This is a genomic window from Arthrobacter sp. NPDC058127 (assembly GCF_042884555.1).
In the GTDB taxonomy this organism is placed as follows: Bacteria; Actinomycetota; Actinomycetes; order Actinomycetales; family Micrococcaceae; genus Arthrobacter.
This window is the reverse complement of record NZ_JBHVTT010000008.1, coordinates 167,722-181,011: the sequence shown is the minus strand read 5'-3', so window position 1 is coordinate 181,011 and position 13,290 is coordinate 167,722. Positions and strand designations below refer to the sequence as shown.

The 13,290-nt window shown below is 59.0% G+C and carries 13 protein-coding genes; 6 read left to right on the top strand and 7 right to left on the bottom strand.

All coding sequences use genetic code 11. The annotated features are described in order from the left end of the window. The first annotated feature begins 134 nt into the window (after positions 1–134). Entirely contained in the window at positions 135–386 is a 252-nt protein-coding gene (locus ACFVTG_RS13285) for a hypothetical protein (protein WP_390281080.1), read from the top strand. 123 nt (positions 387–509) lie between these two features. Then, positions 510–875, top strand: a complete 366-nt coding sequence (locus ACFVTG_RS13280; RefSeq protein ID WP_390281078.1) for a hypothetical protein — start codon at positions 510–512, stop codon at positions 873–875. Between the two features lie 597 nt (positions 876–1,472). On the opposite strand, the gene ACFVTG_RS13275 is transcribed toward ACFVTG_RS13280, so the two are convergent. Both ACFVTG_RS13275 and ACFVTG_RS13270 read right to left on the bottom strand, forming a co-directional pair. Next, the gene (locus tag ACFVTG_RS13275) at positions 1,473–1,727 is read right to left on the bottom strand and encodes a DUF2599 domain-containing protein (protein ID WP_390281076.1); all 255 of its coding nucleotides are present in this window, start codon (positions 1,725–1,727) and stop codon (positions 1,473–1,475) included. Further along, on the bottom strand, positions 1,636–2,250 hold the full coding sequence (locus ACFVTG_RS13270; protein ID WP_390281092.1) for a hypothetical protein: 615 nt from the start codon (positions 2,248–2,250) through the stop codon (positions 1,636–1,638). The genes ACFVTG_RS13275 and ACFVTG_RS13270 overlap by 92 nt, the downstream gene beginning before the upstream one ends. A gap of 602 nt (positions 2,251–2,852) precedes the next feature. On the opposite strand from ACFVTG_RS13270, the gene ACFVTG_RS13265 reads away from it, so the two are divergent. Continuing rightward, positions 2,853–6,470: a galactose oxidase-like domain-containing protein gene (locus ACFVTG_RS13265; protein ID WP_390281074.1), complete on the top strand. Its 3,618-nt coding sequence runs from the start codon at positions 2,853–2,855 to the stop codon at positions 6,468–6,470. A 71-nt stretch (positions 6,471–6,541) separates the two neighbouring features. Here ACFVTG_RS13265 and ACFVTG_RS13260 read toward each other — a convergent pair whose 3' ends face one another. Further along, complete coding sequence (locus ACFVTG_RS13260; RefSeq protein ID WP_390281072.1) at positions 6,542–6,928, bottom strand: hypothetical protein; 387 nt, start codon at positions 6,926–6,928, stop codon at positions 6,542–6,544. Positions 6,929–6,973: 45 nt separating this feature from the next. Here ACFVTG_RS13260 and ACFVTG_RS13255 point away from each other — a divergent pair, with 45 nt between their 5' ends. Genes ACFVTG_RS13255 through ACFVTG_RS13245 form a run of 3 tightly spaced genes read left to right on the top strand, consistent with a single transcriptional unit; the run spans position 6,974 to position 9,167 of the window. Beyond that, positions 6,974–7,363, top strand: coding sequence for a hypothetical protein (locus ACFVTG_RS13255; RefSeq protein ID WP_390281070.1), 390 nt, complete (start codon positions 6,974–6,976; stop codon positions 7,361–7,363). Positions 7,364–7,408: 45 nt separating this feature from the next. Beyond that, positions 7,409–8,629 carry a DUF262 domain-containing protein gene (locus ACFVTG_RS13250; protein ID WP_390281068.1) on the top strand — a complete coding sequence of 407 codons (1,221 nt, stop codon included), beginning with the start codon at positions 7,409–7,411 and terminating at the stop codon, positions 8,627–8,629. Between the two features lie 16 nt (positions 8,630–8,645). Next, entirely contained in the window at positions 8,646–9,167 is a 522-nt protein-coding gene (locus ACFVTG_RS13245) for a HEPN domain-containing protein (protein WP_390281090.1), read from the top strand. Between the two features lie 214 nt (positions 9,168–9,381). Here ACFVTG_RS13245 and ACFVTG_RS13240 read toward each other — a convergent pair whose 3' ends face one another. The 4 genes from ACFVTG_RS13240 to ACFVTG_RS13225 all read right to left on the bottom strand — a co-directional run bounded on the left by ACFVTG_RS13240 (position 9,382) and on the right by ACFVTG_RS13225 (position 13,262). Next, the gene (locus ACFVTG_RS13240; protein ID WP_390281066.1) at positions 9,382–10,314 is read right to left on the bottom strand and encodes an HNH endonuclease; all 933 of its coding nucleotides are present in this window, start codon (positions 10,312–10,314) and stop codon (positions 9,382–9,384) included. A gap of 417 nt (positions 10,315–10,731) precedes the next feature. After that, positions 10,732–11,694, bottom strand: coding sequence for a 2-hydroxyacid dehydrogenase (locus tag ACFVTG_RS13235; protein WP_390281064.1), 963 nt, complete (start codon positions 11,692–11,694; stop codon positions 10,732–10,734). A 315-nt stretch (positions 11,695–12,009) separates the two neighbouring features. After that, positions 12,010–12,588 carry a hypothetical protein gene (locus tag ACFVTG_RS13230; RefSeq protein WP_390281062.1) on the bottom strand — a complete coding sequence of 193 codons (579 nt, stop codon included), beginning with the start codon at positions 12,586–12,588 and terminating at the stop codon, positions 12,010–12,012. A gap of 2 nt (positions 12,589–12,590) precedes the next feature. Then, positions 12,591–13,262, bottom strand: coding sequence for a DUF6308 family protein (locus ACFVTG_RS13225; protein WP_390281060.1), 672 nt, complete (start codon positions 13,260–13,262; stop codon positions 12,591–12,593). Positions 13,263–13,290: the final 28 nt, after the last annotated feature.

The window sequence follows — 13,290 nt, the reverse complement described above, 5'->3', positions numbered from 1 at the left end:
ACCGCCCACGCAAACCACCACACCAGCGTCCAGGAACCCCTGGCCGCCTAACCAAAACAAACAACGAAACTGTCTCAAAAACTTGACGACCGCAACGTGGTTTGTCTATAAGAAGCAAACGAGGAAGGTCGGTCGTGCTCAGCCCAACTGATCCGGATAACCCAGACGTCAGCGACAGCTGGGCTACACCTGCTGCGGGCATCGTCTATTTAGTCTTGGTAGTCGTCGCGCTTGCATCGCTCATCGCATCAAAATGGATTCCCGCTCCAGCCAAAGTAGCAATTGCCGTCGCGATTTTTGCGTTGCCGTTAGCAGGCTCAGTTGCCTGGATTATCTACTCACAAGCGCGCCAGCGGCGGCTCGGAAGTCCCTCCAGAAGATCGTAGAGCGGCAGGTCTAGCAAGACCCGGAATTGGGGGAAAGACATGGTGGTATCAGAAGCCAGGTTGGCAGGTAGTTCCAAAGGCTTGATCTGGAGAATAGTCGGCGCTTCAGTCATTGTCCTAACCGTGTCTGCACTGGTCTCAGGCATCCTATTGCCCGGGCTTCTCATCACTGCGGGCATAGTCACGTTGAGCTGGACGATGGTTCGGATGACCGTCTCCATCGCGATAGCTGACGAGAAAATCGTCCTAAGCTGCAAGCCGTTCTATTCAATCGAGGTGTCGATCTCAGACGTTTTGGCCGTAACCACGGCCCCGGATACATCTCTCTCTGACGGATATGGCCTCCGGGTCATGGGCAAGAACACCCGGGGCTTGCTGGTGGGAGGGCCGTCGATCGCTTTGGAAACGAACAACCGCCGATGGATCGTCTCAACCGCCCGTCCTGAGGACGTCACGTCAGCAATTCGAGATCACATGACAACAAGGTGAACAACTGCATCCAAAGAAATAGGAGCCGCGAAATGATAACCGCAGAACAAGCCCGACACGTGATGCTTCACGGTTGGAGCGGCTTGCTGACGCTCGCAATAGCGCTCTTAGGCCTGGCCATGATTTTCATTAGCCCGCTTCGCAAGTTGCTTGGACCGCTATGGACCGGATACCCGGCGATAGCGTTTGGGTACATCTTTCTTGGTGTCCCGGCGATTCACCGTCACCGGTTAAGAAAAGCCGCTCAGAGCCGTTCTATTTAGGGCTATCGACTGGCAAAGTGGCAAATCCGCCGTCGCTCCTCCGCGAGCGAAAGCCGCGAACCCGCGCTGGTCGATGAAATGATCGAGTGGCTGCTACTCCTTAGGTCCCCGTCTTCTGAGCACAATGAGCCAAGTAATAGATCCCGCAACCACGAGGATGCTCCCCAGCCAGAGGGCCGCCTGCAGTGGTGGGGTGGCCTCTGTCAGATTGGCAGCGTCAATCTCAAATGTCCGCACTGTCCAGATCACTGTTACGACTGAAAAGACTACAAGACCAAGGGCACCTATGATGATGGGGGCTGTTCGGTTACTCATTTCGTCCTTACTTTACGTGCTACCAATTGCACCGGTACCAGATGAAGTCGAGTGGGTTGGCCACAACTCGGCGCCAACCCTCCAGATCCCAAGTATTGTTGGGTGGCGGCTCGAAGAAGATCACGAACTTTCCCAAGGCATGGCAGAGCCATTGCTGATGGAGGGTCGCCTGGTTCACCCGGTTACGGGTCTTTGTAATGAGTCGCCACGACCGTGCCTTTGGAGTCCTTTGCCCAGGCGGGGGCAATTGCGCCGGAGAAAGCGCCCTTGGCATCGAAGATTTCGACGGCACCTCGGTTATTCAAGGTTGCGCTGCCGTCGGATGGAACCGTGAGATTGTAGTTGAAACGACTGGGTGAGGAGGAGTTGGAAAGGACGGTCACCGCGGCAACGCTCCTTCCTTCCTTAGGCACCAGCACGGAACTCGTTCCGTTCTCATTATCAAAAACGACTGTCCCGTTCGACTGTTTCTTGCCCTCAACGGCCTTTTCATTGAAGGGAAGCCCCAACCTAATCACGGTCCCACTTGAACCCTGGACTGCCACGGGATCACCAGAATTCGTGGGAAGCTCGTTCGAGACGTTCCCGGCTCGGGCCCTGGCCTGCGAGGTGTTCAAATCTGCAGATCCTCGCACGTTGGCCGTCGGAATGAATCCCGGTGCCGAATTTTCGATGGCGCGGATTGCCGGACTTATCGGTGGCACGCTCTCGGCCGCCACGCTGGGAGAAATAGTTGACAGAGAAAGTATTGCAGCGGCTGTGATCGAAAAAACTAAGGATACTGAACTAATTTTCACGTTTCCCCCAGATTTTGTTGTGCGGCGGGAATGTCCGGTTCGCGCCCCTTCAGGTGCGAGCTTGCTGTAGCAATCACTTCATTCCGGCAATTGGGAGACGCAAGGGCCGCCCAGTTCGCCGTAAAAAGGCTATGTCTGGATTTGCCATCTAAGTGGTGAGACAACGAAAAATACGTGCAAAAACGGCCAGTCTACGTGTAATAAAGGCTCCATCTACGTGTCACAAAAGGAGCGTCTACGTGTTCAAGACCGAAACACGTAGACGGCTGCCGTCCCGCTGCAGCTAGCATCGTCACCGCTCCAAGTCAGGTCAAACAAGGAGTTCCTTGGTCCCCGACAAGAAAGAAGTAGCGCCGACTAGGCCGGTCGGTCAGTAAGTACTGGGCGAAGTCGGCGACTCTTGCTCTGGCCGACGGGAAATGCTTAAGAGTGCGTCAGAAGCCCTAACAGGTGGTTACCACTCGTGATGTCGCGGCTTCGGACCGGCTACGCTCGGTCTCCTGTGGGGTGATTCCGACCGGAGCTTCCGGGCCGCACACCTAAGTAACGCGGCGGTCAGGGTTCCGTGCCGAATGTTCACTGCGAGAAAACCAGGGGAAATCATGCGGCGGAACGTGTTTGCGCGCTTAGTCTCGATCGCTACAGTTGCCGCCCTCGGTTTCGTGCCCCTGTTCTCTCTACCAGCCAGCGCCGCCGGCGGTTTGGCGACCGACAAAGTAGTCAGCACGCACCAGTCGTCCTCTTCTACGACCGTCGTTTCACCAACTTTCACCACCAGCCAATCAGGGGAACTACTGCTTGCATTCGTCACCGCGGATGGCCCCGCAGCCACCGGGTCCCAGCAGTTCACTTCGGTCACCGGAGGCGGGCTCACCTGGCGCCTGCGTAAGCGGACCAACGTTCAGTACGGCACGGCTGAGGTCTGGCAGGCCGCGGCGAGCGGCATCCTCACCAACGCGGCTGTGACGGCCACGCACACCGGTTCGTACCAGGCTTCGATAACAGTCGCCACTTTCACTGGTGCGGACACCACCACCGACGGAGCGGTCGCGGGGGCGAGCGGAGCCACCGGGGCTCCCTCCGCCACACTCACGACGACCCGCACCGGCTCCTGGGTCTGGGGTGTCGGCAATGACTGGAGCACGGCCACGACCCGCACCGTCGGGACCGGCCAGACCAAGGTCGATGAGTTTCTTGCCAGCAGCGGTGATACATTCTGGACACAACGTCAGTCCTCCGCCGGCACATCTCCAGCGCCACAGTCCGTAACGATCAATGACACTGCTCCTACCACCGACATGTGGAATCTGTCGACAGTCGAGATCCTGCCCGCGGGAACGTCGGACACTATGCCTCCCACCGTCAGTCTCACGAGCCCGGCCAATGGTTCCACCGTCACCGGCACGATAGCCGTCACTGCGAGCGCCAGCGACAATCAGGGTGTTGTCGGGGTCCAGTTCACGCTCGACGGCACCAATCTATCGGCAGAGGCCACGGCGTCGCCCTACTCGGTTCAGTGGGACACCACCGCCGTCGCCAACGGCAGCCACACACTCTCGGCCGTCGCCCGGGACGCTGCCGGCAACACCGCGACCGCGAGTCCAGTGACTGTAACGGTGAGCAACTCCGGCGGCGACCCCGCCGTCGTCGGCTCCTGGGGACCCGTCCAGGCCTGGCCCGAGGTTTCCATCCACGCGGCCTTGACCAATACCGGCAAGGTCCTGACGTACCAGGGTGACTTCACGCAGGGAGGCCAGCAGTATCTCCTGGACCCTGTCACGGGCAGCTACATCCAGGTGCCGAACGCTGCCGCCGACCTGTTCTGCTCCGGGCAGGCGGTACTTCCCGACGGGCGGATCCTGGTCGTCGGTGGAACAGCTACCAGCGGCGGACTGGGTATTCGAAATGTCGACGCTTTCAATCCGGGCACCGAGGCTTGGCAGGTGCTTACGCCCATGCACTACCCCCGGTGGTACCCCACGGGCACTACCTTGGGCGATGGCCGGGTACTGGTGACCTCGGGGGCGAACACCAGTTCCACAGACATCGTCCAAATTCCTGAGATCTATGACAGTCAGCAGAACGCCTGGAGCGACCTGGCCACGGCCAGCAAGAACATCCCGTACTACCCCTTCATGTACCAACTCCCGGACGGGCGTGTGCTTCAGGCCGGCGCCTCTGAGCAGGCGACGTCGACGCTCGCCCTGAACGTCGCGACACAACAGTGGAGCACCATTGATAGCCGCGTGATTGATGGCGCGTCCATCACCAACTACGCCCCCGGCAAATTCATGAAGGCCGGGTCTTCCTCGGATGGTGGATTCTCGGGCTTGTCATCAAACACTGCATTCACCCTTGACATGAACACTCCGAACCCGACGTGGCAGCCGACCGCGTCAATGCAGTATCCCCGCAGCTTCGTAAACCTGACCAACCTGCCCGATGGTACGGTCCTGGCCACGGGAGGCGGCACCGACAGGTCCGGCCACGACGACGCCAATGCCGTCAAGCCAGCCGAGATCTGGAATCCTGCGACGGGCACGTGGACCACTGTGGCAGCGTTGACGGCGCCACGCCTCTACCACTCCACGGCACTGCTCCTGCCCGACGGCCGGGTCTTCGTCTCGGGCAGCGGCGGTGACACGGGCGTGACGGACCAAAAGAGCTATCAGATCTACTCGCCGTCGTACCTGTTCAAGGGTGCCCGACCGACGATGGGTTCAGTTCCGGCCACCGTCCAATACAACGCCAGTACCTTTGTCCAGACTCCGAACGCAGCGGATATCCGGTCTGTCTCCCTTATTCGCACCGGTTCGGTGACCCACTCCTTCGATCAAAACACCCGCGCGTTATCGCTGCCCTTCTCCCAAGCTTCCGGCGGATTGAACGTTCAGATGCCGTCAAATGGCAACTACGCCCCGCCGGGCTATTACATGCTTTCCATCATCGACGGCAACGGTGTGCCCTCGGTGGCATCCATGGTCCGCTTCCCCGCTCCGTTCGAGGACACAATCGCCCCCACCGCCCCCTCCAACCTGTCAGCTGTGGGCAGCGTCGGGCAGGTGGACTTGAGCTGGACCGCATCGACCGACAACGTCGGCGTCGCCAAATATGACATCTACCGCTCGACGACGTCCGGCTTCACGCCCGGGCCTGCAAACCAAATCGCGCAGGTGAACGGATCAACCACCACTTACCATGACGCGGGCCTGGCTGTGGGTACCTACTATTACCGGGTGAAAGCAGAAGACGGCGCATCGAATCTGAGCCCATCCTCGAATGAATCCCAAGCCGTGGTGTCGGCCGATACGACCGCGCCAACCGCGCCCGCAAACCTCACCGCTGTTGCCGGTTCCGGCCAAATCTCCTTGGCCTGGAACGCCAGCACCGACAACGTCGGCGTCACCCGCTACAACATTTCCCGCAACGGGGCACCCATTGGCACCGCCACAAGCACCTCGTTCGTCGACGGAACAGTCATCGCCGGCACCACCTACAGCTACACCGTCACGGCGCAGGATGCGGCCGGCAATGTCAGTCCTCCCTCGAACACCGCCACGGCCACAGCGTCTGGCGCGCGGACCATCACCGTCGACAAGCTCGTGACCGCCCATCAGGGCACCAACGCCGCCACAGTCAGCGTCGCCGGTCTCACAACCACCGGAAGCAACCAGCTAATACTTGCCTTCATCAGCTCTGACGGTCCCAGCAGCGGAGGGACCGCATCCATACGATCAGTCAGCGGCGCCGGCCTGTCCTGGACGCTCCGCCAGCGAACCAATGCCCAGGCCGGCACGGCCGAAATATGGCAGGCTGTGGCTCCCGGCCCGCTCACCAACGCCACCATTACGGCAACCCAAAACTCGGGCGCGTGGCAGTCAGCGATGACGGTCGTGGCGTTCAACAATGCCGACACCGCCCAAGGCGCTACAGCCGGAGGCAGCGCCGCCAGCGGAGCCCCGAGCGCCAGCCTCACCACCACCCGCGCCGGATCATGGGTTTGGGGAGTTGGAACTGACTGGAACGCTCCGCTGGCCCGAACCGTCGGGCCGGCCCAGACCCTTGTTGACCAATACCTCCCCCCGGCGGGCGATACCTATTGGCTGCAGCGCCAAACGGCACCAACAACCACGAGCGGCACCGTGGTCACCATCAACGACACCGCCCCCACCACTGATCGCTGGGACCTGGCGCTCATCGAAATCCTCGCAGCACCGTAGGGTCCCGAGATTTGCCGAGGAGCGTTGGAGTGGCAGGTCTCGGTAGTTGTAGAAGCGTGGTTCACCCGAACCTAGACCGTCACCTTGCGTCCTCTGCGCACAGGTCGCCCGGGCACAACCGCGACCACCGGCGTGCTGAAGCGCGCGGCGCGGCGGGTAGCGAGGCTGGTGCTTACGACGGCGGGCAGCAGCTGCGGCGTGATGCCGACGGCGATTGCCAAGGAGAACAGCAGCGACTCGATGAGCGGGCGCTGCAGCAGCAGGTTCGCGATGAAGATCAGCGTGGTGAGCCCGATAGCCACCTGCAAAAGCAGGAACGAGAACCGCTTCAGCCCCAGCTGGAATTCGGTCTGGGGCTGCCGTTCCCCCAGGCCCAGCGCGATACGGCCGAATTCGGCGCGGGCCCCGGTGGCTACGACGACGCCGGTGCAGCCGCCGGACTGGATGACGGTTCCCATGAAGACGCAGGATACGAGGTCGGCGTCAAAATTCAGGTATCAATCGTGTATTTGCAGTCTTGCATCGAAAAGACCGCGCAGACCGAGTGGGCAACGGGGAACAACCTCTATTACACCGCCTTGGGCGTGTTCGGCCTCTCCGATCCCGTCGGAGTCCCACTTGCACGACTCCTCGAAAACGAAGCCACGGTGAGGTTTCTAACATGGTCCGTCTTGGCACTCGAATTCGCACTTGCGGTGACGCTTCTGACCCCCTTCGGCCGACGCCTAGGCGGCCTCCTGCCTGACCAGGCTCCCATCACACTGTTGAATCTGCTGATCCGGAACAGCGCGGGCTTGTGGCAGATCAACACCAACATACTTGTACAGCAAGTCATCAAGCTGTGGGTCGCCGCCACTGTCCCCGGTGCACCGGAAGTCTGCAAAAAACACTGAACTCGTCCTCCGTAGTGGCTACCAATACGTGCGCCAATAGCTACTATGAGCTATCTGGATACGACGCCTTTCAAGGGATCTTCATTGTCTGAACAACAATCTCCGCTTGTCTCGTTCGAAATCGACCCCTTCGAACTGGATGTATTCGACCCCGAGACTGATGAGGCGGAGAACGTACCGATTACGGAGTACGACCTGGTCTCGACGCCAAACGATTTCAATGTGCTGACTATCCAGAACTTCCTGGAGACAGGCGCCGTCAAGGTCCCGAAGTATCAAAGGAACTTCGTTTGGGACCGGCCTCGGGCATCGAAACTCATCGAATCCTTGATCCTCGGGCTCCCTGTACCGCAAGTGTTCCTCTACGAGGAGGCGCGAAACTCGTTTCAGATCATCGACGGTCAACAGCGGTTGATGTCGATCTACTTCTTCATGGTTGGAAGATTTCCACGCAAAGCAGCGAAGCCGCGACTGCGTGATTTTTGGGGAATACAGGGGGCGATTCCAAATAGCGTCCTCCAGAACGACGAACTCTTTGAACCGTTCAAGCTTGCACTGCCCACGCCCGATGGAAGCCCCATGAATCCTCTCCATGGTGCGAAGTACGAAACCCTTGGCGATAAACAAATCCAGCTAGGTATGCGCACCCTGCGGAATGTCATCATAAAGCAGGTGAACCCGGAGGGTCGCGGTGCCGTGTACGAAATCTTCAATAGGCTAAACACCACAGGTGTGAACCTGACACCGCAGGAGATTCGTATGAGTCTCGCCGACTCGGCGCTCATGGAGCGGATTATCGACCTGAACTTGTCGGAGAACTGGCGGAGGCTCATTGGCGCCGCAACGCCGGATCCGAAACTCAAAGACATCGAGATCATTCTTCGAGCTCTTGCGATGGCGGACGATTCGGGATCTTACAAGCCTTCCATGGTGCGCTTCCTTAATAGATATGCGGACCGAACGCGTAAGTACGACAGAACCGATGTCGATTCGCGGGCAAGGTTTTTTGAAGGCTTCATCGCGGACGTATCGAAGGTTGATCGGTCCGTATTCCTGATTTCTGGACGTTTCAGTGTTCCTGTTTTCGAGGCGATCTACGCGGCCTACTGGCAGGGAGGAGGAGGCAGCGTCTTGAACGAGGTGACCCTCCGCACACTGATGGAGGACCCAGGTTTTGTTTCGGCTACCTCAGACAAGACAACAGACACTAAGAATGTCGGCGAAAGGATCAAACTAGCTCGCCAACATTTGTTTGGAGCTTGGTAGGATCCTGCCGGTGTCGATGTCACCTTTCTTTCGCGAGCGCGTCGAGATTAGGCAGCAGCTTCAGGCTGCCAAGGAGTGGTCGCTGCTCAACGTCTACCAGACTGATCTACCCAAAATTCTTGTTGTGGCTACGGCAAGTAGATTCGAAGCTGAGATCACAAGGCACATTGAGGACTTTTATAAGGAGGTCACTACTTACGATTCAGCTACACTTTTCGTCGTGAACAAGGCTCTTTCACGTCAGTACCACACTTTGTTCGCGTGGAAGGAGAACACAGCCACGTATTTCATGAAATTGTTTGGAGAGGAGTGCGCGTTAAACTTCAAAAGTCAGCTTGAATCTCATGAGTGGCTTGCTACCTCAGTAAAGGACTTCTTGACCCTGGGCAGGACGCGGAACGAATTAATGCATCGGGACTTCGCGTCTTTCCCCCTCGACCTGACGGTGGAGGACGTTGAGCAGCAGGCAGACTCTGCCGAACGCTTTGTCGCAGTGATCCCAAAAGTAATCCGAGTTGAGCCCATTTCCTCTGCTTAAGCCTGGGAGCTACTCAGGCAAAGAGCACAACTGGGACTATGGAGCGATCAATACCTCCGGCAGCCCGGAAGGATAGACGAAAGAATTTCTTGGGATCAGGGCTACCTTAGTAACAGCGGTCTGAACCAAGCTGGCCAGACTCAGGCGCTAGTCACGCTGCATGTCCAGACGCCGGTAGCGCAATGGGTGCAATGTGAACTTCCGAAACAAGCCTTCAGGCACTCCTGAAAGCCTCATATGCGTGCTCAAGTAATTCCTGGCTTGGGTACTCGCGACGGTTTTGAGGAAGCTCCATGAGACGTTGACCGTGCCTGGCTTGGATCCCGTACGTCAACATTGGGCCATCGACTTCAGTCAAGATGTCGTCTCGAACCTCCACTATGAAGTCTGGACGAATTCCCAGAATGTGTGCGTCAAAAGCAGCGTGGTGGATCTTACATAGCGCCATACCGTTTACGACAGAAGCAATACCCAGTTCTGTGGAGTCGGGAACGATATGCGCGGCATCGAGCAATTCGCGGTGGGCCAACGCGCACACTGCACACCGGGTCTTGTAGGCGCGAAGTACAGTCGAGCGAAATACAGGTTGATGCAAGCGCCGTTTGGTTTCCACGGTGAGATAACGACGGAGGTGCTCCTCGATCGGACTCTCCTTGGTGACAAGGCCTCTGCCGACGTTTGGATCGATGACAAATTGCTTGCGTTCAGGCTCTTCCCAAAGAAGATAGACAGGGAAGACTGGTTGAAAAGCTGCAGGCCCCATCCCGACACCAAAGAACCAGATAAGAGGTAGCTGTTGGTCCATAGCGGATCGTAATGCGCGATTGTCCGGGTGCTCTGGATCATCTCCTCGCCATGCGTAACGAAGGAGTCCGTCCTGCCCCACTTCATCGTTGTACGGGCGTTCCCTGCCCGGGGCCCTGTAAACGGTTTGGATCGAAAGTGCAGCCCGAAGATCACGCGGTTTCCAAATCCCCGTCTGAGTAGCCTGAAGTCTTCTTGGCTCCCCATCCAGAGTGAAATCTTGGATGTCCTCTCGGGTGAGCCACTCTTCGCCATCATTGGTGCGTACGGTCAGCCATGCCATCGCCTCGCGCCGCAGCTTCGCGTCGAAATTTTCTTTATCGGTTCCCCCGTTTGCGGCCATCTGCCCAGGATAGCCCGTCAAGAGATCGCCTTGGCTTCTGCCAAGCTGCCCCGACGCAAACACGGCGGTCCGGGCTTCCCGTACTGCGGGGTGCCGGAGATCCTGGAGGCAGGTGATTCGGCATCTTGATGGATCTTGAGCGCAATCCCGCCCATCTGCCGAAAGAGCGAATCCGGGTGTGGTCAAGTTCGACGGTATGGCAGTGGATGCGGACATTGTAACCAATAATTTCGTGAATTTCCGGGCGTTCCTCGCCTTTCGCGTAGATGAAGTATCCCGAACGGAGGGCGGAACGGACACAGTGGGCAGCGTCTGGTAGGCGCCGCCCGTCGCTCCGAGGTCGTACTGGCCACGAAGTTCGGCGACGAACGCCGCGAGGTCGGTTCCTTCATGGGCGTCAACGGCAGGCCCGAATACCTACGCTCCTCCGGTACGCTCAACCCGCGACTCGCCCACTGACTCCATACCCAGCACCACGTTCACCGGCACCTGACCAGCCAGCAGCAACGAAATCTGCTTCTGAATCAGGCGAACCATCCGTGGGAACATGGCTGAGCTTGCGCCGCCCACATGGGGCGTGATCAGCACACCAGGGACAGTCCACAAGGGATGGCCGGCCGGCAACGGTTCCGGGTCGGTCACATCCAAAGCAGCACGTAGCCGTCCCGAAGACGTCTCCCGAAGCAGCGCCTCCGTGTCCACTACCGGGCCCCGCGCAACGTTCACCAACAACGCGCCGTCCGGCATGGCGGCGAGGAACCGAGCGTCCACCAGCCCACGGGTTTGCTCGGACAGAGGAACGCTGACCACCACGATCTCGTGCAGCGGCAACTGCTCATACAGGGCATCGATGCTGAGGATCTGGCCCTGTTCATCGTCCCGTTCTCGGCTTGCCATCCGCGTCACGTGCGTTTCGAACGGCAGCAGCCGGGCTTCAATGGCCTTGCCCACTCCCCCGTAGCCGACCAGGAGAACGCGGCGGTCCGCTAAGCTGGGGCGCTGGCCGTTGGCCCAGGTGCCGGACGCCTGGTTACGCACAAAGTCCGGAACCCCGCGCTGGCTGGCGATCATCATGCCCAAGGCGAGTTCCGCAGTCGACGTCTCATGGACTCCTGCCGCGTTGGCGAAAACGCAACCCGAGGGCAAGACGTCAGCGACGCCGTCGTACCCAATCGACTGGCTCTGCACGAGCCGGACCGTCACGCCATCCAACGCCGTGAGCGCGTCTGGCCGGCCCATGTAAGGCGGTACCAGCAGGTCGAATTGGTCCGCCGGGGCGGGACCAGTCAGGTCCCACGCCACGAACTCGACGTCGGCGGAAGGTTCCATCGCGTCCAGGAGTTTCTGATCGGGCAGGCAGACGCGCAGCCGGGCCGTCACCGCCCCACCATCAGATTGACGTTCGCAGCACGCAACGAGGTTTCGCCCATTTCCCTATTCCTATTCCCTTTTGCCGGTCGAATTACCCGGACGGCATGTCCTGTTCCAACACCAATTTACTGAGTGACATGCCCAAACTGTTCGTGCGTGGGGTCGCGCGCCAAAGTGCCAGCACCGTGACCCAACGACTGCCGCTCGTCCCCGGTTACAGTCTCAACTCAGAAGAGCGACAGACCGGTTCCGGGAAAGGCCGCCAACTCAGGACGAGGGTGAAGTTTCGACACCGGGCTTCATCCCGCGCCCGGGGTCTCCCGCCTAGCCAAGCGCTGATCGGACCAAATCACGGTTCGCTGCGTAGCCAGCGGCGCCATCGCCGTCGAGAATTGGGATCCGGATGAGGGGTGGATGTCCCATACACGGAACGACGAGATCGCGAAGTGCGTCGTAATACGCGCGCTGGCGTTGCCGCCCTTTCGGGCCGAAGCCAACGGCTTCCTTGGTGACCCTGTACTTGTCGGCCCGAGGAGCGTGTTGTCTGCACAATGCTAAATACTCCTCAAGGTGAAATCCGAGGGGGATGCTCCCCGGATACCGCTCGAGCGTCCGAAGACGAAAGGTTGTGAAATGTTGGATTTCGTCGATTTCGATAAAGGTCCTTGAGTGCTCGTGATAGAAGTCGCCTTGCAGAGCAGTTGTCCTTTTTGATTTGTACACATCTGTTTGACCGCCCAGATCCGCAAAAATGTCATCCAATGGTGCTGCTGCAATGACCGCTCGCTCCGGGAGCCCGAAGTGTCCACGTTGATTGATCCAAGGCGCCTTCGCCGGTTCAAGTTGGATGCCGTCCAAGGCCGCAGCAGCCCTAAACGCCGCCTGCGAGTCGCCAACCGACATGGCTAACCGACCTCCTGTTCGACGTTTTCAAGGATCTCGGCGCCTTGGCTACCGTGCATCCAAAGCACGATATCGAGGATTCGCAGGAGGGATAGGTCATCCCGCCCAATGGTCGAGCGCAAGGCCTCCAACCGTCCAAGCAATTCGAGATCAGTTGCGAATGCCTCATGCCAAGCTCTCCACGTACCAGTCGAGTCTTTGAAGCCCGTCACCCTGGCAACGACGGAATCGTAGATCGGGACGAGGGCTGGGCGTTTCCGGGCTATGAGCTTGCTTGCAGTTGTGGCACCGACTCCCCAGCGCTGTGCATCCTGCGCCCGCAAAAGTCGCCAAAGGAGCAAACAAGGGCTGTCTTCTCCAAAGTACGTGTCGTGTTCATCGAGCGGGATATCTTGAAGCGCTACGTCGTTTGGAATCCTTTCCAGAAGGGCTGTGATTTCTGCTGAGCAATGACCAAGGATCCCCAGTGCTGCAGGTGCCGGAACATGCACCGAAAGACAAGAGACGGAGATCAGATCATCTGAGGTGAACGCGACCTTCCCATTGACGCCGAAGGAATCGAAATGCGACCCAGCATACTCATTGCCCGTCCACTCGCCGAGTCCGAAATAGCGCTCCAAATGCGAACGCGCCTCGTCGTCCGAGATTGCCTTGAATGCTTCAGCGACGGTCATCTGTGCCCCTTCGTCCTGCGCCACGGCC

What these genes read in the sequence shown, in the direction of transcription:
- ACFVTG_RS13245 (WP_390281090.1), top strand. Translation starts at nt 8,646, where the DNA reads ATGTCACCTTTCTTTCGCGAGCGCGTCGAGATTAGGCAGCAGCTTCAG.
- ACFVTG_RS13225 (WP_390281060.1), bottom strand. Translation starts at nt 13,262, where the DNA reads ATGACCGTCGCTGAAGCATTCAAGGCAATCTCGGACGACGAGGCGCGT.
- ACFVTG_RS13250 (WP_390281068.1), top strand. Translation starts at nt 7,409, where the DNA reads ATGAGCTATCTGGATACGACGCCTTTCAAGGGATCTTCATTGTCTGAA.
- ACFVTG_RS13265 (WP_390281074.1), top strand. Translation starts at nt 2,853, where the DNA reads ATGCGGCGGAACGTGTTTGCGCGCTTAGTCTCGATCGCTACAGTTGCC.
- ACFVTG_RS13275 (WP_390281076.1), bottom strand. Translation starts at nt 1,727, where the DNA reads ATGCCAAGGGCGCTTTCTCCGGCGCAATTGCCCCCGCCTGGGCAAAGG.
- ACFVTG_RS13230 (WP_390281062.1), bottom strand. Translation starts at nt 12,588, where the DNA reads ATGTCGGTTGGCGACTCGCAGGCGGCGTTTAGGGCTGCTGCGGCCTTG.
- ACFVTG_RS13240 (WP_390281066.1), bottom strand. Translation starts at nt 10,314, where the DNA reads ATGGCCGCAAACGGGGGAACCGATAAAGAAAATTTCGACGCGAAGCTG.
- ACFVTG_RS13260 (WP_390281072.1), bottom strand. Translation starts at nt 6,928, where the DNA reads ATGGGAACCGTCATCCAGTCCGGCGGCTGCACCGGCGTCGTCGTAGCC.